The following is a 21,039-nucleotide window of genomic DNA, read 5'->3' on the forward strand; positions in this document are numbered from 1 at the left end:
GCGAATTCATCACCGCATTTGATGCGATTATTATTGGTGTGTGTTTTTTTATCGGTGTTTCTTTGTTGGTGAGTCTGGCTTTTTACTAGGCCGAGAAGTCACAAAGCGCGCCGAGAGTAGCAGCTTTGCCAAGGGTCGACTAGAGCCAAAAGCGGCCTCTACAGTCACTTTTGTGACTCATGAATCGCTAGCAGTCATTTTAGAGCAAAAATTCTATAGCAGCTTAAAACCCCCGTAAATCGGGGGTTAAAGCAAAAAGATCGCAGCCTTCGGCAGCGCCTACAGAGAATGCGAACCCTGTAGGAGCTGCCGAAGGCTGCGATCTTTTGGGACCGCCTCGTTCTACGACCGTTTACGCGATATCACGCAACTCCCGCCGCAATATCTTGCCCACCGGTGTCATCGGCAACGATTCACGCAAAACGATGTGCTTGGGTACTTTGTACGCCGTGAAGTTCTCCTTGCAGTAAGCCTTCAGCTCTTCGAGGCTGACACCCGATTCACGGGCCACCACAAACAGCTTCACCGCCTCCCCCGAACGCTCATCCGGCACACCGATCACCGCGCAGTTGGCGACTTTCGGGTGAGCCATCACCACGTCTTCGATCTCGTTCGGGTACACGTTGAAACCCGAGACGATGATCATGTCTTTCTTGCGATCGACGATGCGCACAAAACCGTCCGGGTCGATCACCGCGATGTCCCCGGACTTGAACCAGCCCTCGGCATCCAGCACCTCGTCGGTGGCTTCGGGTTTCTGCCAGTAGCCCTTCATGATCTGCGGGCCCTTGATGCACAGTTCGCCGCGCTCGCCCAAGGGTTGCTCGACGCCTTCATCGTTGATGACCTTCAGCGTGGTGCCCGGCACCGGCAGGCCGACTGTTCCGAGGCGCGACTTTTCGCCGTACGGGTTGGTGCAGGCCACCGGCGAGGTTTCGGTCAGGCCGTAACCTTCAGTGATGCGGCAACCGGTGAGCTGTTCCCAACGCTCGGCGGTGGCCTTGACCAGTGCGGTGCCACCGGAGTTGGTGAGTTTGAGGCTGGAAAAATCCAGGGTCTTGAAATCCGGATGGTCCATCAGTGCAACGAACAGTGTGTTGAGCCCCAGCAATGCCGAGAACCGCCAGTTTTTCAGTTCCTTGATGAAGCCACCGATGTCCCGCGGATTGGTGATCAGCACGTTGTGGTTGCCAGAAACCATCATGCACATGCAATTCGCGGTGAACGCATAGATGTGGTACAGCGGCAGCGGCGCGATCATCACCTCCTGCCCTTCGCGCAAAAGCGGCTGCCCGTCACTGCCCAACTGCTCCAGGCACGCCCGCACCTGCTGCATGTTCGCCACCAGGTTGCCGTGGGTCAGCATCGCGCCCTTGGCCAGCCCGGTGGTGCCGCCGGTGTATTGCAGCACGGCGATGTCGCCGAGGCCGACATTCAGCGGCTTGATGCCCAGGCCCCGGCCCAGACGTAGCGCGCTCTTGAAGGAAATGGCCTGCGGCAAGGAATACGCCGGGACCATCTTCTTGACCTTGCTCACCAGGGTGTTGACCAGCCAGCCCTTGGCGGCGGGCATCAGGTCGCCCATCTTCGCTTCGATCAGGTACTGGATGTCGGTGTCCGGCAGCACCTCCTGGACTTTCTGACCGAACATGTTCAGGTAGACCAGCGCCCGGGCACCGGAATCCTTGAACTGATGACGCATCTCCCGCGGGGTGTACAACGGGTTGGTGTTGACCACGATCAGGCCGGCGCGCAGGGCACCGAACACGGCAATCGGGTAATGCAGGACGTTGGGCATCTGCACCGCGATGCGATCCCCCGGCACCAGGTCGGTGTGGGCTTGCAGGTAACCGGCGAAGGCTGCGCTGTAGCGCTCCAGTTCGGCGTAGGTCAGGGTGACGCCCATGTTGCTGAATGCCGGGCGGTCAGCAAATTTCTTGCAGGAACGCTCGAACACCTCGATCACCGACTTATAGGCCCCTTGATCAATGTCCAGGGGCACGCCGGCCGGGCGTTTGTCATTCCAGAAATCAGGTTGCATTGTTCTTGTCCTCTTTACCTGAACCTATCCGGGGCCGCTTTTCTGTCCTTCCTCTCTCATCCCTCAAAAGCAGAAAGCGAATAGCGGGGCTTCACGGACACTAGCAGCTATGGCGAATCAGGCAAATATGCCAACGGGCGTCATTGACCGCGTGAATCTTGCTGCAGCGGCGTGGCCTGATCAGACGGCACGCTATGGATGCGCTATACAATGCAACGACGCCCATGCCACATGCAGCCCTATGCAAAGGAATCGCCATGATCCACGACACTTTCTGGCTGACCGCGAGTGACCGCAGCCGCCTTTTCGTTAACCAGTGGCTGCCAACAACGCCACTCAAGGCTGTGATCCTGTTGGCCCACGGCATGGCAGAACACAGTGGTCGCTACGCCCGTCTGGCAGAAAAACTCTGCGATCAGGGTTACGGCGTCTATGCACCGGATCTGCGTGGACATGGCAAAACTGCCGAAAACGGGACACTTGGGCATTTCGCCGACAACGACGGCTGGGGCAAAGTGGTGGGTGACCTGGCCTGCCTCAATCAGCACATCGGCCAACAACATCCCGGCATGCCGATTGTGCTGCTCGGCCACAGCATGGGCAGCTACATCGCCCAGGCCTATCTGCTGCATCACAGCGCCAGCCTGCACGGAGCCGTTCTCAGCGGTTCGAACTTCCAACCAGTGGCGCTCTATCGCACGGCGCGGCAGATTGCGCGGTTAGAACGTTTGCGCCAGGGCCCGAAGGGGCGCAGCGCGCTGATCGAATGGCTGTCGTTCGGCTCGTTCAACAAAAAATTCAAACCGGTGCGCACGCGGTTCGACTGGCTCAGTCGCGATCCGGCGGAGGTCGATCTGTACGCCAACGACCCGCTCTGCGGCTTTCGCTGCACCAACCAGCTATGGATCGATTTGCTCGGTGGGTTGCAGCAAATCAGCAAAGCGTCCAATCTCGCTCAGATTGATCCGGGCCTGCCGTTGCTGGTCATTGGCGGTGAATGTGATCCGGTGAGCGAAGGCAAACGTCTGAAAGATCTGGCCCATGCGCTGCGCACGACCGGCAGCCAGAGCCTGCAACTGACTATTTACCCGCAGGCACGGCATGAACTGTTCAACGAGAGCAACCGCGATGAAGTGATCAATGACGTGTTGAACTGGATCGCCCAGGCGCTGAGCCATCGCCGGCCACCCAGATCGGAATAGTTTTTTTGTGAATTTATTTATTCGTGACAGGAATTGAAACAGATGACCCAGGTTACCAACACCCCTTACGAAGCCCTTGAAGTCGGCCAGACCGCCAGCTACAGCAAGACGGTCGAAGAGCGCGACATTCAGTTGTTCGCCGCGATGTCCGGCGATCACAACCCGGTGCACCTGGACGCTGAATTCGCCGCCGGCACCATGTTCAAGGAGCGCATCGCTCACGGCATGTTCAGCGGTGCGCTGATCAGCGCTGCCGTTGCCTGCGAGTTGCCTGGGCCGGGGACTATTTATATCGGTCAGCAGATGAGCTTTCAGAAGCCGGTGAAGATTGGCGACACACTGACTGTGCGCCTGGAGATTCTCGAGAAGCTGCCGAAGTTTCGTGTGCGGATTGCCACTCGCGTGTTCAACCAGCGTGATGAGTTGGTGGTGGATGGTGAGGCGGAGATTCTGGCGCCGCGCAAGCAGCAGACGGTGACGTTGCCTACCCTGCCGGCAATCAGCATCGGCTGATTGCCTCAAAAGATCGCAGCCTCGTTTCACTCGACAGCTCCTACAGGTATATGCCAAACCCTGTAGGAACTGTCGAGTGAAACGAGGCTGCGATCTTTTGATCTTACGGCCCCTCCTGCACCTGCACCTGCACACTCGCCGTCATCCCCGAACTCAAGTTAATCCCCTCCGGCAACTGATCAATCTTGATTCTTACCGGGATCCGCTGCGCCAGCCTGACCCAGTTAAACGTCGGTTCCACCTCCGCCAACAACTGCCCATCCGGCGTGGTATTGCGATCAGTAATCCCGCGACTGATGCTTTCGACATGCCCCTGTAACGCTTCCCCCGCGCTCATCAACCAGACTTTCACCGGATCGCCGACGCGAATTCGCGGCAGTTTGGTTTCTTCGAAATACGCCTGCACATAAAAAGTCGAATCGTCGATCAGCGCCATCACCGGTTGCCCGGCATTCACGTAATTGCCTTCGGCCAGTCGCAGGTTGGTGATGTGGCCGCTGCGGGGCGCGTGAACCTGGCTGCGGGCAAGGTTGAGTTCGGCGACCTTGGCTTCGGCCTGAGCTTCGCGCAATTCGCCACGGGCGATGCCGGCGTTGATCTGCGCGTTCTCACGCAGCTCGGCACTGATTGCTTGCGGCCCGAGGCTGGCACGGCGGCTGGCTTCGCGTTCACGCAGATTGAGTTGTTGTTGCCGGGTCTGAACCACCGCGTGGGCTTTCTCTAGCGCGGCTTCGAAACGATCGCGGTCGATGCTCAGCAATAGATCGCCGGCCTTGACCGGCTGGTTATCAAAAGCCTTGAGTTCACGCACCCAACCCGAGACGTCCGGGGCGATCACCACCACGTCGGCGCGAATCCGCGCGTCCCGGGTCCATGGGGTGAGCATGTAGTACTGCCACAAATGGACACCGGCAAAGATCGCCGCCACCACCAGGCCCAAGGTCACCGCGACACGTAGGGGTGTACGCATTTTCAACTCCTTATATAGGTCCGAGGACGACGGTGATCAGGGTCAATACACAGACGTACAAGGCGCAATCAAACAATGCTTCGTGCCAGATCCAGCGGCCCACCGGCGTCAGGCGCAAGAGCATGCGCAAGGCCCCGGTCACGAGCAGCGCCAGCAGCACATAAATCAGAAATGGACTGAGCAGCACGCCGCCCACTGACCACTCACGCAAGCCCATGGCTATGCTCCTGTTGCAGGCACCAGGCGCGCCAGCTGCTTTGCAATTGCAGCACCGCGCCTTGGGCCAGTTTCACCGCATCGCTGGGGGGCAACGCATACAAGGTCTTCAAGAATGCTTCACTCGGGAGAGCCAACGCCTCGGCGCAATTGCCGGCCGGGCCTTGCTCGAGGATTTTTTCCAGCTGTTCGAGATATCGCCGCTGAGGCGCACTGACCGGCAGCTGCGCCACCGCCAGGCTTAAACGCAAATGCAGCAATTCGTCGCCGATGTCCAGGCCGAGCAAGCCATCGTCCCAGCGGCTGCGCGCCGGTTCTGGCAACTCGGGGTAGTGCCGCGCCAGTTGCAGCAAGCGGTCGGCCATGCGCCCGCCAAACCAGCTTTCGGCACCGCGCAGATTGCGTCGGGTCAGGCGCACCAGATCGTGGAGGGTCGCCGCCAGCAAACGTCGGCCATGCCACGCGGGGTTGCGCAGGATCAACAAATGGAACGCCAGCACCGCGGCGCCAACACCGACCACAATGGATTGCGCGCTGTTGAAGAACGTCGCGACGTCGAATTTCATCGCGTTGAGTGGCGAGACCAGCACGATGAAGTGCAGACAAAATGAGGTCGCCGTCGCCCCAATCTGCGGTTTGGCCATGCCCAGCGCGCCGAGGAACAACGGCACGCCCATGCCCATGCAAAGCAATGCAAAACCACTCCATTGCGGCAGCAGAATCTGCCCGACGATAAACGCGGCCGGAATCGCCAGGAAGATCCCGCGCATAAAACTCATGCCGATCTGAGCGCCGTTCTCGCGGCTGGCAAACAGACTGCACACCACGCACGTCAACAGCAGCGCACCGGAGGCAGCGGGCCAGGCGGTTGCCAACCAGAAGCACGAGACCACCAGAAACGCCAACGCACTGCGGGCACCAAACACCAGCGCCAAAGACAGGTCTCGGTGCGGTGTCAGGGTTCGTGGCGGATCGACCGCTTCCTTGCCCTCCTCCACCGCTTTCAACGCGGCGCCGGCCGCCAGGGCGGTATCGAGCAGCAAGGCAAAACGGGCCAGGCAGTAACTTTGCGCAGAACTGATGTGTGCATCGTTGGAGGCGTCGAGCAATCGGGGCCGCAAGGCTTGCAGAGTTGCGGTATCTGAGTTGAGCGCCTCTTGGACCTCGGTCATCCAAGGCAACATTTGCTCGGCTTCCTGGGGTTCCAATTGCTTCCATTGACGGCGTGCCGAACGGGCGATGCGCAGCAGCATCAACAGCTTTTGGCTCAAGCCGCTAATCGCGCGTGCTCGTTGCCGCCCCAGGCTTCCTTCAAACCAGGCATGCTCGCGCTGGGCATCAACGGCGACGATTCTCCCGAGGATTTCCAGCAAGCCTCTACGCGCCTGAGCATCACCGGCCAGGGTCGCACGCGCGGCGTTCATACCGCTTTGCCACGCCGCCCGCGCCTGATCCGCCAGTTGCCGTTCGACCCGCATCGGCCAGAGCAGCGCACTGGCGGCGGTGGCGCAAAGTATGCCCAGGCAGATTTCCGTGCAGCGAGCTACGGCTTGATCGAACACGGTCAGCGGATGGGCAATGGCCGGCAACGCGATGATCGCCACCGTATAGCCCGCCAGCACGAATGAATAAGACCAAGCGCTGCGCAGCAGGGTCGAACTCGCCGTACACAGCCCCAGCCATAACGCCAATGCCAACAAAAACAGCCAGGGCGTCTGGGCGAACAACCCCATGAACACCACTGACATGATCGTCCCGACCAACGTACCCAGCAATCGCGCCAGGCCCTTCTGTACCACCATCCCGGACAAGGGCTGGGCGACGATGAACGCCGTCATCAACGCCCAGGCCGGTTGCTCCAGACCCCAACGCAATGCCAGCCACAGTGCCAGGCCTCCACCGATCAAGGTCTTGATCGCGAACTGTAAGGCGCGGCGGTCAGGCGCTAACAAAGCCTGGAAAGTGATAGGCACGTAATGGACTCTTGGAAAGACGGTTTAACGGTAGGAGCGGCCGAAGGCTCGGGCCGCGTTCGGACGATCTTTTGATCTTTTGATTTTGCTGTTCGGCGACCTCTATACCGTCAAAAGATCGCAGCCTTCGGCAGCTCCTACAAGGGTAAATTCCAGTGCTAATTCCCGAACACAAAAAAACGCCAGACTGGCTGGCGTTTTTGACAGCTAACGAACGCTTACGAGCGAGCGCGAGCCTGGTTACGCAGGGCTTTTACCTGATCGTGATTGCGTTGCACACCGTGGTACTGACGCTCAACCAGGTCACGAATGCCCACCAGGTTGTGTTTGTTGATTTTTTCCATGGCTTCTTTGTAAGTCTTCAGTGCATGGTCCTCACCCCGTTCGGCTTCGTTCAGCACGGCTTCTTCATCCTTGCCGGTGAACATCGCTTTCACGTCGACCCAGCGACGGTGCAAGTCACCGCTGACACTGGTGGAGGTTTCCGGATCGCCACCCATGGAACGTACAGCGGCCTGCAATTCAGAAGCAGCCTTGGCGCAGTCAGCCGAGCGCTGTACGAAAATGGCTTTGAGTTCCGGGTGTTTGATGTCTTCAGCGCAAGTCTTGAACCCTTCCTGACCGTCTTTACTGGTTTCAATCAGGTCGTTGAGTACAGAGATGGCTTCTTTATTCATGTCGGTCATTTTCAATTCCTCACGGGTTGATGGAAGATGCAATAGCTATTGCACCCTGCATGCCAGCTTTGAATTGATAACTTTTCCTTACATTTCAACTATTTATCGTTTAGCACGAAATCTGTATCCGCTTTATTTGCATGATCTGTCATTTGGCCTCCATGCAGAATGCCTGTATTTTCCAGACTGTTTGAATCAAGACGACTGACTGATGAACCCTGAAAAGCTAGAACTGCTAGTCACCCGTGAAATGCCCTTCGGCAAATACAAGGGCCGGATCATTGCCGACCTTCCTGGCCCATACCTGAACTGGTTCGCTCGTGAAGGTTTCCCCCATGGCGAACTCGGCGGCTTGCTGGCCTTGATGCAGGAAATCGATCACAACGGCTTGTCGGAGTTGCTCGAGCCGCTACGGGCCAAACATGGCAAACCTGCCCCTCGCCACTGAGCCGTCCCCATGCCCGATAACACCCGCCGCGCCCGTGATGAAGCCTTCTGGCACACCTTTGCCGACCGCTACGCGGTTGAACCCGGGCCCATCAACCTGGAAAACGGTTACTTCGGGCGTATGTCCCGCACCGTGGTCGAGGAGTATCAGCGCAACATCGAACTCATCAACCGCAGCAACTCGGTGCACGTGCGCCAACGCTTCGAACAGGGCGAAAGCCTGCAGATCCGCTCGCAGCTTGCGGAGCTGGTTGGCGTTCCGTCCGAAACCGTGGCCCTCACCCGCAACGCTTCGGACGGTCTGCAATCGCTGATCCGAAACTACAATCAGCTTCAGCCGGGCGATCAGGTGCTGATGTGTGATCTGGAATACGACACGGTCAAAGGGGCCATGCGCTGGCTCGCGCGTAATCGTGGCGTCGAGGTGATCGAGATCGAGCACCCGCACCCCGCCAGTTTCGACAGCTTGCTCGCCACTTACCGCGAAGCCTTCGTGCGTTATCCGCGCCTCAAACTGATGGCCCTGACCCACGTTACCCATCGCACCGGGTTGGTCATGCCAGTGCAGGCGATCGCTGCGGCCGCCAAAGAGCACGGCATCGACGTGATCCTCGACGGTGCCCATGCACTCGGCCAGATCAAATTCAATCTCGATGAACTGGGCATCGCCTTTGCTGGTTACAACCTGCACAAATGGATCGGTGCGCCGCTGACCCTGGGCTTCATTTACATCGCCCCCGAGCGCCTGGCCGACATCGACCCGGACATGGGCGAGATGCATTTCCCGATCACAGATATTCGCGCACGCGCACCGTACAGCACACCCAACATCCCGGCGTTGCTGACCCTGCCGCTGGTGTTCGAGGAACATCGGGCCATGGGCGGTTCCGCCGCCAAGGGCGCTCGGCTCAATTACCTGCGCAACCGGTGGGTGAGCGCGGTGCGCGAACTGCCCGGGATCGAAGTCATGACCCCGGACGACCCGCGACTGTATTGCGGCATCACTTCGATGCGCTTTACCCGGCACGCCGATCAACAGGCGATGGTCGAGCGACTGCTCAAGGACTACAACTTGTTTACCGTGGTGCGCAGCGGTGCCGCGAGTGGTCCGTGCATCCGCATCACGCCAGGGCTGACCACCAACGCCGTGGATATCGACGTGCTGAGCAAGGCGCTCAACGAGCTGCGCTGACGTCACACGGTGTACCTGTCGAAGTCCTCCGCTTTGATCTGCGATGAGACCGCAAACGTGTCGACACCGATGGTCATGTGCCCGAAAAAGCCGTCTTCATTCGAGTCTCGACCGAGGGTATGGATGTTCAAGGTTGAGGCCTCGCCTCCACGGTTTTTATAGTGAAAGTCTTCATCGTTGGTCAGCGCCGATACTGTCCGGCCACTGTACTCCCTGGCGCTAAGCACCGACCTCGACGCGACCTCCGGGAAGTAAAGCTGACCAACCCAGGCGACATGGCGCTCTTCCAGATAGTTGTTACCGGCGGTGATGCGCACCGCGACATGAATGTGCAGGGCCCGGCCGGCATAGAATCCGGGATAGATCGTGGTAAACCGCACGATGCCCTTCTTGTCCGTGAATTGCCCGCCGCGCAGATAGGTATCGTCGTCGGTGCGCGGGATCGCGCCAATGGCTCCGACATCGACTTTCTTGTCCGGATCAATCTTGCTCCAGCCCGAATAAGCGCCTCGCGCATTGCAATGCCAGATATCGACCACCGCGCCCGTGACCGGCAGACCGGTCATCGCATCGACAATCGTCAGTCGCAGCACTAAAGGGATGCCATCCATGCCTTCGCTGATGTTTCGCCTGATCAGTTTCGGGTTTCGGAAATACGGGCCGGCTATCTGTTCAGGTGTCAGTTGGTAAGCCGGTGTCGGGGGTGTAACCGAGGTGTTGTCGTCCATGACGTTCTCTCTAGTAGAAGATGAACTCAGGTTAGGACGGGGCGAATGCGAGTGTGCGGTAACTATTTATCGCATCGCATTTTTTCATCGGGCAAAAAAAAACGGTGCACCGACCAAGCGCACCGTAAAGCCGTAGAACACACAACGAAGTGTTTGGTAATAGCCGATCAGTCCAGCAGCGCCAATGCCTCGGCGGTGCATTCCTGAATGCGGACCCAGTCGCCGTTCTTGATCCACTCAGGATCAAGCATCCAGCTACCGCCCACGCACATCACGTTTTTCAACGCCATGTAGCTCTTGATGTTGGCCGGGCTGACGCCGCCAGTCGGGCAGAATTTTACTTCGCCGAACGGGCCGCCGAGGGCCTTGATGGCCGCGACACCGCCGCTGACTTCCGCCGGGAACAGCTTGAAGCGGCGATAGCCCAGCCCGTAACCTTCCATGATGCCGGAGGCATTGCTGATGCCCGGCAACAGCGGAATCGGGCTGTCGACGCTGGCTTCCAGCAGGTCACGGGTGATGCCCGGCGTGACGATGAACTGCGAACCGGCCGCTTCGGCAGCCGCCAGCATGGTGCGATCCAGCACAGTACCCGCACCGGTCACCAGTTCCGGGCGTTGCTCGCGCAGAATCTGGATAGCCTTGAGGCCGAACTGTGAACGCAGGGTCACTTCCAGGGCGGTCAGGCCACCGGCCGCGAGGGCATCGGCCAGCGGCAGAATGTCCTGCTCGCGAGCAATGGTGATCACCGGCAGAATCCGCGCCTTGGCGCAGAGGCTGTCGATCAGGGCAACTTTGTCCGCCATGGAAACGGTCGGGGATGTGTTTGTCATAGCGGCTGATCCTTGGCTCATGGGCACCAGTAAATCTCTAACGTAGGTTGCAGAAACGCGCGAATCGGCATGGCGGCGACATCGTCACCGGCCAATGCGGCACTCAAGGTGGTCAGCTTGGACTGACCGGAAATCGATAGAACGGTGGTTTTGGCCGAGGCCAGCAGCGCGCGACTCATGGTCAGGCGCTGATGCGGCACGGTCGGCGCCAGCATCGGGTAGCAACGGCGTGTGCCGTCGGCTTTCAAGGCATCGATCAGGTTCGGGCTGTTGGGAAACAAAGAGGCCGTGTGGCCGTCGTCGCCCATGCCAAGGATCAGCACGTCGATCGGCGGCAACTCGGCGAGCAAACGATCGGCCTGCTCGGCGGCCAGTTCTAGGTTGGCCGTGGCGCTGTACAGACTCAGGAATTGAGCCTTGGCCGCCGGACCTTGCAACAGGTAGCGCTTGAGCAGACCGGCATTGCTGTCGGCATGCTCTACCGGCACCCAGCGCTCGTCGGCCAGGGTCACGACGACCTCGGACCAGTCCAGTTTCTGCTTGGCCAGGTTCTGGAAAAACGCCACCGGGCTGCGTCCACCGGACACCACCAGCGTCGCGGTGCCGCGAGCGTCGATGGCGTCACTCAGTTGCTTGGCCACATTCAGCGCCAAACCATCGGCCAGCAGCACCGGGCTCTTGAACTCATGAGCGCTGACGCCCTGAGGCAGTTTCAATTCAGATATCGCCATACCACGACCTCCCATCCCGCGTGATCAGAGCAATGGAGCTCATCGGTCCCCAGGACCCGGCCGCGTACGGCTTGGGCGCATCACCGGATTTTTTCCACCCGGCGATCAACTGGTCACACCACTTCCACGCGGCTTCGATTTCATCTTTACGGACAAACAGGTTCTGATTGCCGCGCATCACTTCCAGCAACAACCGCTCGTAGGCATCGGGAATCCGTGCGCTGCGATAAGTGTCGGAAAAATTCAGCTGCAACGGACCGCTGCGCAGCTGCATGCCCTTGTCCAGGCCTTGTTCTTTGGTCATCACGCGCAAGGAAATGCCTTCGTCCGGTTGCAGGCGGATAATCAGCTTGTTGCTGATTTGCAGGCGCTGCTCGGGAGCGAAGATGTAGTGGGACGGTTCCTTGAAGTGGATGACGATCTGCGACAGCTTCTGCGGCATGCGCTTGCCGGTACGCAGGTAAAACGGCACGCCGGCCCAACGCCAGTTGCGGATATCGGCACGCAGCGCAACGAAGGTTTCGGTGTCGCTCTGGGTGTTTGAGTTAGGCTCCTCCAGATAGCCCGGCACCGATTTGCCTTCGCTATAACCAGCGATGTACTGACCGCGCACGACCTGAGTGGTCAGGCCTTCAGGGCTGATCGGCGCCAGCGCCTTGAGCACTTTGACTTTCTCGTCACGGATGCTGTCGGCGGACAAGTCGGCCGGCGGATCCATGGCGATCAGGCAAAGCAGTTGCAGCAGGTGATTCTGGATCATGTCCCGCAGCTGACCGGCCTTGTCGAAGTAACCCCAGCGGCCTTCGATCCCGACCTTTTCGGCCACGGTGATTTCCACATGGGAGATATAATTCTGGTTCCACTGGGTTTCGAACAGGCTGTTGGCGAAACGCAGGGCGATCAGGTTCTGGACGGTTTCCTTGCCCAGGTAGTGGTCGATGCGGTAGGTGCGGTTCTCCGGGAAGAACTGCGCCACGGCGTCGTTAACCTTGCGCGAGGATTCCAGATCAGAACCGATGGGTTTTTCCAGTACCACGCGGGTGTTTTCGGTCAAACCAACCTTCGACAGGTTCTCGCAGATCGCACCGTAAACGGCCGCCGGTGTCGCGAAGTAGGCAATCACTCGCTGGGCGCTGCCGGCCATTTCGGCCAGGGCGACGTAATCGTCAGCCTTGAGGAAATCGACGTGCAGGTAACTCAGGCGAGCGAGGAAGCGTTCGAGTACGGCTTCGTCCAGCTCTTTGGCGACGACGTAGCGGCGCAGCTCGGAGGCGATGAACGCCAAATGCTGCTGCTCGCTGCCAGGCTCACGGGCCAGCGCAATAATTCGCGTGTCCTCGTGCAAGAGGCCTGCGCCATCGAGTTGATAAAGGGCAGGAAACAGCTTGCGCAGGGCCAGGTCGCCGAGGGCGCCGAACAAGGCAAAGGTGCACGGTTCAACCGTAATCGAAGGCATGATGTTGGTTCTTTTATCAAGTTAAGCTACAAATACCTTTTTTCAAGGCATCACTCAAGGGAAAATGTAGTAATAACCACAACATTTTCGCAAAATACAGATTCCGAGTGGTGGACGGTCGGAGCCATCAGTAGGATAGGCCACCGTTACGGGCCCGATCAAAGTCCCAATTTGCATAGCCGGGGCCCTTATTTGCATTGCTCTCTTGTTTGCGGAGCTAAGGAACATATATGGACCGCGTGCGAAATTTACTGGAACAGATCCAGAATCGCCTTGAAGACCTGAACAAGGCAGAACGCAAAGTCGCCGAGGTAATCCTGCTCAACCCACAGCAGGCCACCCGGTTCAGCATCGCCGCCCTCGCCCAGGCCTCAAAGGTCAGCGAGCCGACGGTCAACCGTTTCTGCCGTTCGTTCGGCGTCAGCGGCTACCCGGAACTCAAACTGCAACTGGCCCAAAGCCTGGCCAGCGGCGCGGCGTATGTCAGCCGGGCGGTTGAGGCCGACGACAATCCGGAGGCGTATACCAAAAAGATTTTCGGCAGCGCTATCGCCTCGTTGGACAGTGCGTTGCAGGCGCTTGACCCGAACCTGATCAGCCGCGCCGTCGATCTGTTGATCCAGGCCCGGCAGATCCACTTCTTCGGCCTCGGCGCGTCGGCCCCGGTGGCGCTGGATGCGCAGCACAAGTTCTTCCGCTTCAACCTGGCCGTCACCGCCCATGCCGACGTGCTGATGCAGCGCATGATTGCGTCGGTGGCGCATACCGGCGAGTTGTTCGTGATCATTTCCTACACCGGCCGCACCCGCGAACTGGTGGAAGTGGCGCGTATTGCCCGGGAGAACGGGGCTTCGGTGCTGGGTCTGACGGCCGAGGGGTCACCATTGGCCAAGGCCAGTACGTTGAGCCTGAACATTCCGCTACCCGAAGACACCGACATCTATATGCCGATGACGTCGCGGATCATTCAGCTGACGGTGCTGGATGTGCTGGCGACCGGCATGACCTTGCGCCGTGGTGTGGACTTCCAGCCGCATTTGCGCAAGATCAAGGAAAGCTTGAATGCCAGTCGGTATCCGATTGGGGATGAGTTTAATTAGGACGCTTCGCGTAAAAGATCGCAGCCTCGTTTCACTCGACAGCTCCTACAGGTTTACGCGATCCCCTGTAGGAGCTTGCGATCTTTTGATCTTCATTTACGCCCCAACCCTTGCCTGCAAACTCAAATGCGCCCTCTCCCCCGGTGCCAAACTCAGGCTGTCCGTCCCACCGCTCGCCGCCTCCACACACACAAACTCCGACATCTCATTCCAGCTCACCCCCAGCAACGGTCGCGAGCCCGGATGCCAGACCACCGTGTCCGCATCGTCACCGGTATCGATGCACAACTCCCGCTGCCAGGCGTGGTCCTTGAGCTGTAATTCGCCGTCATGCTGGAACACCCGCTGACAGCCGCCCTCTACCCGCAACTCGCCTTCCTGATGACAAATCTGACGGTTCAACTGGTCGTAACCCTGAGCTCCATCGAGCCCAGACAGCGCTATCTCGCCGACGTCGCCAATACGCCAATAGGCGTGCAACGCCTGGCTCAATTGGCACGGCAGGCTGTCCTGATGCTCGGTACTCAGGCGTAAATCCATGCGTTCACCCAAGTGCGCGTGCAGGTCCACTTGCCAGTCGCACAACTGAAGTTGCCAGTGCAGGCGCACGCCATCGTCACCAGTGCTGCTGTCCAGAAGCTTCCAGTCGATCAGCCGTGCCCAACCATGGGACGGCCAGGCGTTTTCGCTCGGATGACGGCCATACCACGGCCAGCACACCGGAACGCCGCCACGAATCGCACCGACCTGCGGCCACTTCGCCGCGCACCAGAGCCAGGGTTTCTGGTCCTTTGGCTGAAAGTGCAGCAGCTGCGCACCCTGCCGACTGAACACCGCCTGACACAGCGGATGGTCGATCACCAGCACGTCGCGCTTCTGATAGCGCTCCCACGCAAACACCGGACGTTCGCGCAAGGATTTGAAGAAGCGTTGTAGCGGATGCTCATGCATGTGCCACGGTCCTGAAAATCAGCCGGGGTGCGCCACCCCAAAAAAAAGCGGACAGCCTGGGCTGTCCGCAAAAATGCGCACATAGAGAGGAGCTTATCGCAACAACGTTAGAACACCGACTGAATTTTCAGGCCGGCCACCAGCGCGTCGTCGACTTCCTCCACACCGCCCGGGTGAGTGATGTATTGCAGGTTAGGACGCACGGTCAGCCAGTTGGTAACGTGGAAACCGTAGTTGATCTCGTAGTTGTACTCGGTGTTACGCAGTGGCGAGAACAGCGGATCCTGGTAGTCGGAAACCCCATTGGAGGCATTGACCAGTTCGGCGTTTTTCTTCACGTCATCGTTGACATGAATACGAGCGGCACCGATGCCGACGTCATCCTTCGGACGTGCGTCGAACGGCCCCTTGTACACAAACATCAGCGACTGGTAGTTGTCGACGAAGTTGGTGTCCTTGTCGTGGAACGTGGCGTTGGCTGCGATGTTCAGACCGCGGGACGCGTCACCGTTGTGGCTGGTGAGTTGTTGCTGCGCCACGAACCAGTAACCGTGCTTGCTATCGTGGCTGCGATAGGCATTACCGCTGGTTGCTGCATCATTGCCATCGGCATCCTTACGGACGTCATCGGCATTGGCCGTGCTTTTGTAGTAACCGACACGGTATTCGCCCGGCAGGTTGCCAGGGTTAGGCAACCAGACCAGTTCGACCGGCAAGACGGTGCCCTTGGTGCCACTGCCGCTGAGCTTGAAGCCGTTACCGTGCTCCAGTTGCGACGGGTTCTGGTTGTACGCGCCGATCTGCGCATAGAACTCAGGCGAGATGTTGTACTTCACGCGGACCGCAGCCTGCATGACCGGCCAGTTGTACCAGATGTTGGTCGCCCAGTTACCCGCTTGGGAACCGCAGAACGCCAGGTTCTGGAACTCGCAAGGGAAGGTGTTGAAGTCTTCGCCTTCGCCGAAGTAACCGGCCTTGACGTCCAGTTTACCGTCGAGGAACTGGTGCTTGATCCACAATTGGGTCAGACGGACCATATGGCCACGGCCGTAGACTTCCTGGGAGGAACTCAAGGTGCCGGCACGCGGGTCGCCGACACGGTCATTGGAGATGTTCTCACCATTACGATTGGTGAGCTGGATCTTGGCCTGGGTGTTATCCCAGCCCCACAGTTTTTGCAGGTCCAGCGCCACGCCCAGGCCAAACTGGTCGGCGTAACGCGCCGTCTTGTCGTTGTTGTAGCCACCGTGGAGGTTGCCGCCGACTTCACCGACGTAGTCCATCTTGATGTCGATACCCTGCTCGATCAGCTTTGTCCGCTCGCCCCCCCAATCACCGGTCATCCATTCGGAATCGGCGCTGAACGCGTCAGCTGCGTGCACACTACCGGCCAGCATCATTGCCGCAATGGCTGACAACTGGCAGATAAGCTGAGCGTTGTTGTTCTTCTTCATCCCTACATCCTCGTTTTATTGTTATTAACTATTTTTATCTAACGCGGTTTACATCCCCTGTGGGAGCGAGCCTGCTCGCGAAGGCGGTGCATCAGTCGACATCAATGTTGTATGTCAGACCGCTTTCGCGAGCAGGCTCGCTCCCACATTTCTAATCTTCAACGGCCTTTGAATTGGGTGACGTTGGCGCTGTGGTTCTCTGCTTGCGGCAGACCGGCCACCCCCAAACGCTCACCGGTCTTGGCATCGAACAGCAGCACTTTCGATGGATCGAATTGCAGGGTCAGGGTCTCGCCAACGGCCGGCGCGACGTCCGGTGCCAGACGGCAGCAGACCTTGGTTTCGTTGAGGTTGACGAACACCAGGGTGTCCGGACCGGTAGGCTCGGTGACCTGGACTTCGGCTCGAATGGTCGGCAAACCATTCGGCTCGCCGTTGGCCAGCACGATCTGTTCCGGACGCAAGCCGAGGATCACTTCGCGATCTTCCAGCCCGGCGTCCTGCATGCCCATTGGCAACTCACAACGGGCCTGACCACTGTCAAGCAGCGCCACCAGACGACCGTCCTTGCGCTGCAAACGCAGCGGGATGAAGTTCATCGGTGGCGAACCGATGAAGCTCGCGACGAACAGGTTGGCCGGGTTGTTGTAGATGTCTTTCGGCGTGCCGAACTGCTGAATGATCCCGTCCTTCATCACCGCAACCTTGTCGCCCAGGGTCATCGCTTCGATCTGGTCGTGGGTCACGTAGACCGTGGTGGTTTTCAGGCGCTGGTGCATCAGTTTCATTTCGGTGCGCATCTCGACGCGCAGCTTGGCGTCGAGGTTGGACAGCGGTTCGTCGAACAGGTAAATCTTCGGCCGCCGCGCCAGGGCACGGCCCATGGCCACGCGCTGTTGCTGACCGCCGGAGAGCTGGCCGGGTTTGCGGTTCAGCAGGTGTTCGATCTGCAACAGCTTGGCCACCCGCGCCACTTCCGCTTCGATGTCGGCGGCGGGCATTTTGCGGATCTTCAAGCCAAAGGCGATGTTCTCGCGCACGCTCATGGTCGGGTACAGCGCGTAGGACTGGAACACCATGGCGATGTCGCGATCTTTCGGGCTCATGCCGCTGACGTCCTGGTCATCGATCATGATCGCGCCACCGGTGATGGTCTCAAGGCCGGCGATGCAATTCATGAGGGTCGACTTGCCGCAACCCGAAGGTCCGACAAGAATCAGGAACTCACCGTCCTTGATCGACAGATCGATGTCTTTGAGGGTGTCCGGCAGGCCGGGGCCATAGGTCTTGTTTACATTGCGAAGTTCGAGCGTAGCCATGATTACCCCTTGACTGCGCCGGCCGTCAGCCCGCGCACGAAATACTTGCCTGCGACCACATAGACCAGCAGGGTCGGCAGCCCGGCGATCATCGCCGCCGCCATATCAACGTTGTATTCCTTGGCCCCGGTACTGGTGTTGACCAAGTTGTTCAGCGCCACTGTGATGGGTTGCGAATCACCGCTGGAGAACACCACGCCGAACAGGAAGTCGTTCCAGATCTGGGTGAACTGCCAGATCAGGCAGACCATGATGATCGGGGTGGACATCGGCAGGATGATCAAGCGGAAGATGGTGAAGAAACCCGCGCCATCCAGCCGCGCCGCCTTCACCAGCGCATCGGGAACGCTGACGTAGTAGTTACGGAAGAACAGCGTGGTGAACGCCAGGCCGTAGACCACGTGCACGAACACCAGGCCCGTGGTGGTGCTGGCCAGGCCCATCTTGCCGAGGGTGAACGAGGCCGGCAGCAGAACGGTCTGGAACGGCAGGAAGCACCCGAACAGCAGCAGGCCGAAGAACAACTGCGACCCACGAAAGCGCCACATCGACAGCACATAGCCGTTCAACGCACCGATGGCGGTGGAGATCAGCACCGCCGGGACAGTGATCTTGATCGAATTCCAGAAATACCCGTCGACCGTGCCCCAGGCCTTGACCCAGCCAATGCCGCTGACCACGGTCGGCCAGCTCAGCAGGTTGCCGGAGTTGATGTCTTCCGGCGTCTTGAAGCTGGTCAACAGCATGACCACCAGCGGTATCAGGTAAAGGAACACGGCAAGGATCAGCACGCCGTAGATCGCGATGCGACTCAGGCTGATGGAAGGTTTGGCAGCGAAACTAGTCATGACGCTTGGTCCTCAGCTCGGAGTACAGGTAAGGCACGATGATTGCGAGAATCGCACCGAGCATCAGAATCGCACTGGCCGAGCCCATGCCCATCTGGCCGCGACTGAAGGTGAAGGAATACATGAACATCGCAGGCAGGTCGGAGGAGTACCCCGGGCCACCGGCAGTCATTGCCGCCACCAGGTCGAAACTCTTGATCGCGATGTGGGCCAGGATCATGACTGCGCTGAAGAACACCGGGCGCAGGCTCGGCAACACCACTTTCAGGTAGATGCGCGGCATGCTCGCGCCATCGATCTGGGCGGCACGGATGATCGATTGATCAACGCCACGCAGACCGGCGAGGAACATCGCCATGATGAAGCCCGAGGCTTGCCATACCGCAGCGATCACCAGGCAATATACGACGCGATCCGGGTCGATCAGCCAGTCCAGGCGAAAGCCTTCCCAGCCCCAGTCACGCAGCAATTTGTCCAGGCCCATGCCAGGGTTGAGCAGCCACTTCCAGGCGGTACCGGTGACGATCATCGAGAGCGCCATCGGGTACAGGTAAATGGTGCGAATGAAACCTTCGCGACGAATACGCTGATCAAGAAACACCGCCAGCAGCACACCGATCACCAGGGTGATGCCGATGAACATGCCGCCGAACACTGCCAGGTTCTTGCTCGCTACCCACCAACGGTCGTTGTCGAACAGCCGCTGGTATTGTGCCAGGCCCGCCCATTTGTAAGTCGGCAGGAAGGTCGACGTGGTGAACGACAGGACGAACGTCCACAGGATATAGCCATAGAAGCCCACCAGGACGATGAACATGCTGGGCGCCAGCACCAGTTTGGGGAGCCAGCGCTGCAGTGCATCGAACGGCGAGGCCTTGCTGAACACAGCAACAGAACTCATGGGAAGATCCCGTACGAAGAGAAAAGGATTACAAACGCATTCCCTTGTGGGAGCGAGCCTGCTCGCGAAGGCGGTGCATCAGTCGACATCAGAGTTGAATGTCAGACCGCTTTCGCGAGCAGGCTCGCTCCCACAGATTAAGCGTTACTTGGCAGCTTTGATGGCAGTGCCGAGTTGCTTGGCGGCAGTGGCAGGATCGGCTTTCGGATCGTTGATGAAGTTGGTCACCACATCAAAAAACGCACCCTGTACCGCCAGCGTGGTCGCCATGTTGTGCGCCATGCTCGGCTGCAGGCCGCCGGACTTGGCGTCCGCAAGGAAGTCCTTGGCAGCGGTCTGGGCGCAGGAGTCGAAACCGTACTTGCCCATGTCGCTCAGCATGTCGTTTCGAACCGGGATCGAGCCCTTGTTGATGCTGAAGACTTTCTGGAAGTTCTCACCCAGCACGATCTTGGCAATGTCCTGTTGAGCGGCAGCAGTGCCCTTGTCTTTCTGCTTGAACACCGCCAGGGAGTCGATGTTGTAGGTGAAGGCTTTGTCGGTGCCCGGGAAGGCTACGCACTCGTAGTCCTTGCCGGCGACTTTCTTGGCCGCTGTCCACTCGCTCTTGGCCCAGTCACCCATGATCTGCATGCCGGCCTTGCCGTTGATGACTTTGGCCGCTTCCAGGTTCCAGTCCTGGCCTTTGCCGTCGGCATCCATGTAGGTCGCGACTTTCTTCAGCTCGGTCAGCGCCTTGACCATTTCAGGACCGGTCAGTGCACCGTTGTCCAGATCCACCAGGGCTTTCTTGTAGCCGTCGACGCCCATGACTGAAAGGACCACCGCTTCGAACACGGTACTGTCCTGCCAAGGCTGGCCGCCGTGGGCAAGGGCAATGAAGCCCGCCGCCTTGAGCTTGTCACCGGCTGCGAAGAATTCCTCTAGGGTGGTTGGCGCTTTCTCGATGCCGGCCTTCTTGAAGACTTCCGGGTTGATCCACAGCCAGTTGACGCGGTGAATGTTCACCGGCACGGCCACGTAGTCACCCTCATACTTCACGGTATCGGAGACTTTCTTGTCGAGCAGGCTGTCCCACTTCTCAGTCTTGGCAGCGTCTTTCAAGACATCGGTGTCGAGCAGACCGGTAGACGCCCATTCCTGGATGTCCGGGCCTTTGATCTGCGCTACGCCCGGCGGGTTACCGGCAACGGCGCGGCTTTTGAGCACGGTCATGGCCGTAGCACCGCCACCACCGGCGACTGCGCCGTCCTTCCAGATGAAACCATCTTTTTCGACTTGGGCCTTGAGAACATCAACGGCAGCTTTTTCACCACCGGACGTCCACCAGTGAACGACTTCTACCGAACCTTTGGAATCGGCGGCAAGCGCACTGACAGGGAATGCAGAGACAGGAAGCAATGAGGCAAGAGAAATGACAGTAGCGAGGCGAGAGATCGCATTCATCTAGAATTACCTTTCTTGTTGTTATGCATGCAAGTCTGGTG

Annotated in this window: 20 protein-coding genes; 5 read left to right on the forward strand and 15 right to left on the reverse strand. The window is 59.0% G+C overall.

Annotated features, from left to right (window positions below; all coding sequences use genetic code 11):
• Positions 1 to 352: 352 nt before the first annotated feature.
• Positions 353 to 2,041, reverse strand: coding sequence for a long-chain-fatty-acid--CoA ligase FadD2 (gene fadD2, locus ACYZTX_RS23815; protein WP_462036099.1), 1,689 nt, complete (start codon positions 2,039 to 2,041; stop codon positions 353 to 355).
• Between the two features lie 257 nt (positions 2,042 to 2,298).
• On the opposite strand from fadD2, the gene ACYZTX_RS23820 reads away from it, so the two are divergent.
• Together ACYZTX_RS23820 and ACYZTX_RS23825 are read left to right on the forward strand one after the other, a co-directional pair.
• Positions 2,299 to 3,243: a lysophospholipase gene (locus ACYZTX_RS23820; protein ID WP_462036100.1), complete on the forward strand. Its 945-nt coding sequence runs from the start codon at positions 2,299 to 2,301 to the stop codon at positions 3,241 to 3,243.
• A 42-nt stretch (positions 3,244 to 3,285) separates the two neighbouring features.
• The gene (locus ACYZTX_RS23825) at positions 3,286 to 3,756 is read left to right on the forward strand and encodes a MaoC family dehydratase (protein WP_008151121.1); all 471 of its coding nucleotides are present in this window, start codon (positions 3,286 to 3,288) and stop codon (positions 3,754 to 3,756) included.
• A 103-nt stretch (positions 3,757 to 3,859) separates the two neighbouring features.
• Here the strand turns inward: ACYZTX_RS23825 and ACYZTX_RS23830 are convergent, their stop codons facing one another.
• The 4 genes from ACYZTX_RS23830 to ACYZTX_RS23845 form a co-directional block, all read right to left on the reverse strand.
• A complete protein-coding gene (locus tag ACYZTX_RS23830; protein WP_462036101.1) occupies positions 3,860 to 4,726 on the reverse strand; it encodes an efflux RND transporter periplasmic adaptor subunit in 867 nt (288 codons plus the stop codon).
• Positions 4,727 to 4,736: 10 nt separating this feature from the next.
• A complete protein-coding gene (locus ACYZTX_RS23835) occupies positions 4,737 to 4,943 on the reverse strand; it encodes a DUF1656 domain-containing protein (RefSeq protein ID WP_462036102.1) in 207 nt (68 codons plus the stop codon).
• Positions 4,930 to 6,915: an FUSC family protein gene (locus ACYZTX_RS23840; RefSeq protein ID WP_462036103.1), complete on the reverse strand. Its 1,986-nt coding sequence runs from the start codon at positions 6,913 to 6,915 to the stop codon at positions 4,930 to 4,932. Before ACYZTX_RS23840 ends, ACYZTX_RS23835 begins: the two co-directional genes overlap by 14 nt.
• Before the next feature lie 218 nt (positions 6,916 to 7,133).
• Positions 7,134 to 7,601, reverse strand: coding sequence for a ferritin-like domain-containing protein (locus tag ACYZTX_RS23845; protein WP_462036104.1), 468 nt, complete (start codon positions 7,599 to 7,601; stop codon positions 7,134 to 7,136).
• Positions 7,602 to 7,803: 202 nt separating this feature from the next.
• Between ACYZTX_RS23845 and ACYZTX_RS23850 the strand changes: the two genes are divergently transcribed.
• Both ACYZTX_RS23850 and ACYZTX_RS23855 read left to right on the forward strand, forming a co-directional pair.
• A complete protein-coding gene (locus ACYZTX_RS23850) occupies positions 7,804 to 8,040 on the forward strand; it encodes a DUF3820 family protein (RefSeq protein WP_096509378.1) in 237 nt (78 codons plus the stop codon).
• A gap of 9 nt (positions 8,041 to 8,049) precedes the next feature.
• A complete protein-coding gene (locus ACYZTX_RS23855) occupies positions 8,050 to 9,231 on the forward strand; it encodes an aminotransferase class V-fold PLP-dependent enzyme (protein WP_462036105.1) in 1,182 nt (393 codons plus the stop codon).
• A 2-nt stretch (positions 9,232 to 9,233) separates the two neighbouring features.
• Here the strand turns inward: ACYZTX_RS23855 and ACYZTX_RS23860 are convergent, their stop codons facing one another.
• The 4 genes from ACYZTX_RS23860 to zwf form a co-directional block, all read right to left on the reverse strand.
• The gene (locus ACYZTX_RS23860) at positions 9,234 to 9,959 is read right to left on the reverse strand and encodes an intradiol ring-cleavage dioxygenase (RefSeq protein ID WP_462036106.1); all 726 of its coding nucleotides are present in this window, start codon (positions 9,957 to 9,959) and stop codon (positions 9,234 to 9,236) included.
• A 167-nt stretch (positions 9,960 to 10,126) separates the two neighbouring features.
• On the reverse strand, positions 10,127 to 10,792 hold the full coding sequence (locus ACYZTX_RS23865) for a bifunctional 4-hydroxy-2-oxoglutarate aldolase/2-dehydro-3-deoxy-phosphogluconate aldolase (RefSeq protein ID WP_462036107.1): 666 nt from the start codon (positions 10,790 to 10,792) through the stop codon (positions 10,127 to 10,129).
• Positions 10,793 to 10,809: 17 nt separating this feature from the next.
• A complete protein-coding gene (gene pgl, locus ACYZTX_RS23870) occupies positions 10,810 to 11,523 on the reverse strand; it encodes a 6-phosphogluconolactonase (protein ID WP_462036108.1) in 714 nt (237 codons plus the stop codon).
• Positions 11,510 to 12,979 (reverse strand): glucose-6-phosphate dehydrogenase, encoded by a 1,470-nt coding sequence (zwf, locus tag ACYZTX_RS23875; RefSeq protein WP_462036109.1) that lies wholly within the window; start codon positions 12,977 to 12,979, stop codon positions 11,510 to 11,512. The genes pgl and zwf overlap by 14 nt, the downstream gene beginning before the upstream one ends.
• 239 nt (positions 12,980 to 13,218) lie before the next feature.
• Here zwf and ACYZTX_RS23880 point away from each other — a divergent pair, with 239 nt between their 5' ends.
• Positions 13,219 to 14,079 carry a MurR/RpiR family transcriptional regulator gene (locus ACYZTX_RS23880; RefSeq protein WP_177318169.1) on the forward strand — a complete coding sequence of 287 codons (861 nt, stop codon included), beginning with the start codon at positions 13,219 to 13,221 and terminating at the stop codon, positions 14,077 to 14,079.
• A 96-nt stretch (positions 14,080 to 14,175) separates the two neighbouring features.
• On the opposite strand, the gene ACYZTX_RS23885 is transcribed toward ACYZTX_RS23880, so the two are convergent.
• The 6 genes from ACYZTX_RS23885 to ACYZTX_RS23910 all read right to left on the reverse strand — a co-directional run bounded on the left by ACYZTX_RS23885 (position 14,176) and on the right by ACYZTX_RS23910 (position 20,998).
• Positions 14,176 to 15,030 carry a D-hexose-6-phosphate mutarotase gene (locus tag ACYZTX_RS23885; protein ID WP_462036110.1) on the reverse strand — a complete coding sequence of 285 codons (855 nt, stop codon included), beginning with the start codon at positions 15,028 to 15,030 and terminating at the stop codon, positions 14,176 to 14,178.
• Between the two features lie 107 nt (positions 15,031 to 15,137).
• Positions 15,138 to 16,484 (reverse strand): carbohydrate porin, encoded by a 1,347-nt coding sequence (locus ACYZTX_RS23890; RefSeq protein WP_462036111.1) that lies wholly within the window; start codon positions 16,482 to 16,484, stop codon positions 15,138 to 15,140.
• Positions 16,485 to 16,642: 158 nt separating this feature from the next.
• Positions 16,643 to 17,803: an ABC transporter ATP-binding protein gene (locus tag ACYZTX_RS23895; RefSeq protein ID WP_462036112.1), complete on the reverse strand. Its 1,161-nt coding sequence runs from the start codon at positions 17,801 to 17,803 to the stop codon at positions 16,643 to 16,645.
• A 2-nt stretch (positions 17,804 to 17,805) separates the two neighbouring features.
• Complete coding sequence (locus ACYZTX_RS23900) at positions 17,806 to 18,651, reverse strand: carbohydrate ABC transporter permease (RefSeq protein WP_090187346.1); 846 nt, start codon at positions 18,649 to 18,651, stop codon at positions 17,806 to 17,808.
• Entirely contained in the window at positions 18,644 to 19,552 is a 909-nt protein-coding gene (locus tag ACYZTX_RS23905) for a carbohydrate ABC transporter permease (RefSeq protein ID WP_054044927.1), read from the reverse strand. Before ACYZTX_RS23905 ends, ACYZTX_RS23900 begins: the two co-directional genes overlap by 8 nt.
• A gap of 144 nt (positions 19,553 to 19,696) precedes the next feature.
• Complete coding sequence (locus ACYZTX_RS23910; protein ID WP_462036113.1) at positions 19,697 to 20,998, reverse strand: ABC transporter substrate-binding protein; 1,302 nt, start codon at positions 20,996 to 20,998, stop codon at positions 19,697 to 19,699.
• Between the last annotated feature and the right edge of the window lie 41 nt (positions 20,999 to 21,039).

The sequence above is a fragment of the Pseudomonas sp. MDT1-17 genome (assembly GCF_054898105.1).

Excerpts from the sequence above, each read along its gene's own strand:
- ACYZTX_RS23825 (WP_008151121.1), top strand. The coding sequence starts at position 3,286 with ATGACCCAGGTTACCAACACCCCTTACGAAGCCCTTGAAGTCGGCCAG.
- ACYZTX_RS23830 (WP_462036101.1), bottom strand. The coding sequence starts at position 4,726 with ATGCGTACACCCCTACGTGTCGCGGTGACCTTGGGCCTGGTGGTGGCG.
- ACYZTX_RS23895 (WP_462036112.1), bottom strand. The coding sequence starts at position 17,803 with ATGGCTACGCTCGAACTTCGCAATGTAAACAAGACCTATGGCCCCGGC.
- fadD2 (WP_462036099.1), bottom strand. The coding sequence starts at position 2,041 with ATGCAACCTGATTTCTGGAATGACAAACGCCCGGCCGGCGTGCCCCTG.
- ACYZTX_RS23910 (WP_462036113.1), bottom strand. The coding sequence starts at position 20,998 with ATGAATGCGATCTCTCGCCTCGCTACTGTCATTTCTCTTGCCTCATTG.
- zwf (WP_462036109.1), bottom strand. The coding sequence starts at position 12,979 with ATGCCTTCGATTACGGTTGAACCGTGCACCTTTGCCTTGTTCGGCGCC.
- ACYZTX_RS23890 (WP_462036111.1), bottom strand. The coding sequence starts at position 16,484 with ATGAAGAAGAACAACAACGCTCAGCTTATCTGCCAGTTGTCAGCCATT.
- ACYZTX_RS23885 (WP_462036110.1), bottom strand. The coding sequence starts at position 15,030 with ATGCATGAGCATCCGCTACAACGCTTCTTCAAATCCTTGCGCGAACGT.
- ACYZTX_RS23900 (WP_090187346.1), bottom strand. The coding sequence starts at position 18,651 with ATGACTAGTTTCGCTGCCAAACCTTCCATCAGCCTGAGTCGCATCGCG.
- ACYZTX_RS23845 (WP_462036104.1), bottom strand. The coding sequence starts at position 7,601 with ATGACCGACATGAATAAAGAAGCCATCTCTGTACTCAACGACCTGATT.
- ACYZTX_RS23820 (WP_462036100.1), top strand. The coding sequence starts at position 2,299 with ATGATCCACGACACTTTCTGGCTGACCGCGAGTGACCGCAGCCGCCTT.
- pgl (WP_462036108.1), bottom strand. The coding sequence starts at position 11,523 with ATGGCGATATCTGAATTGAAACTGCCTCAGGGCGTCAGCGCTCATGAG.
- ACYZTX_RS23855 (WP_462036105.1), top strand. The coding sequence starts at position 8,050 with ATGCCCGATAACACCCGCCGCGCCCGTGATGAAGCCTTCTGGCACACC.
- ACYZTX_RS23905 (WP_054044927.1), bottom strand. The coding sequence starts at position 19,552 with ATGAGTTCTGTTGCTGTGTTCAGCAAGGCCTCGCCGTTCGATGCACTG.
- ACYZTX_RS23865 (WP_462036107.1), bottom strand. The coding sequence starts at position 10,792 with ATGACAAACACATCCCCGACCGTTTCCATGGCGGACAAAGTTGCCCTG.
- ACYZTX_RS23850 (WP_096509378.1), top strand. The coding sequence starts at position 7,804 with ATGAACCCTGAAAAGCTAGAACTGCTAGTCACCCGTGAAATGCCCTTC.
- ACYZTX_RS23860 (WP_462036106.1), bottom strand. The coding sequence starts at position 9,959 with ATGGACGACAACACCTCGGTTACACCCCCGACACCGGCTTACCAACTG.
- ACYZTX_RS23835 (WP_462036102.1), bottom strand. The coding sequence starts at position 4,943 with ATGGGCTTGCGTGAGTGGTCAGTGGGCGGCGTGCTGCTCAGTCCATTT.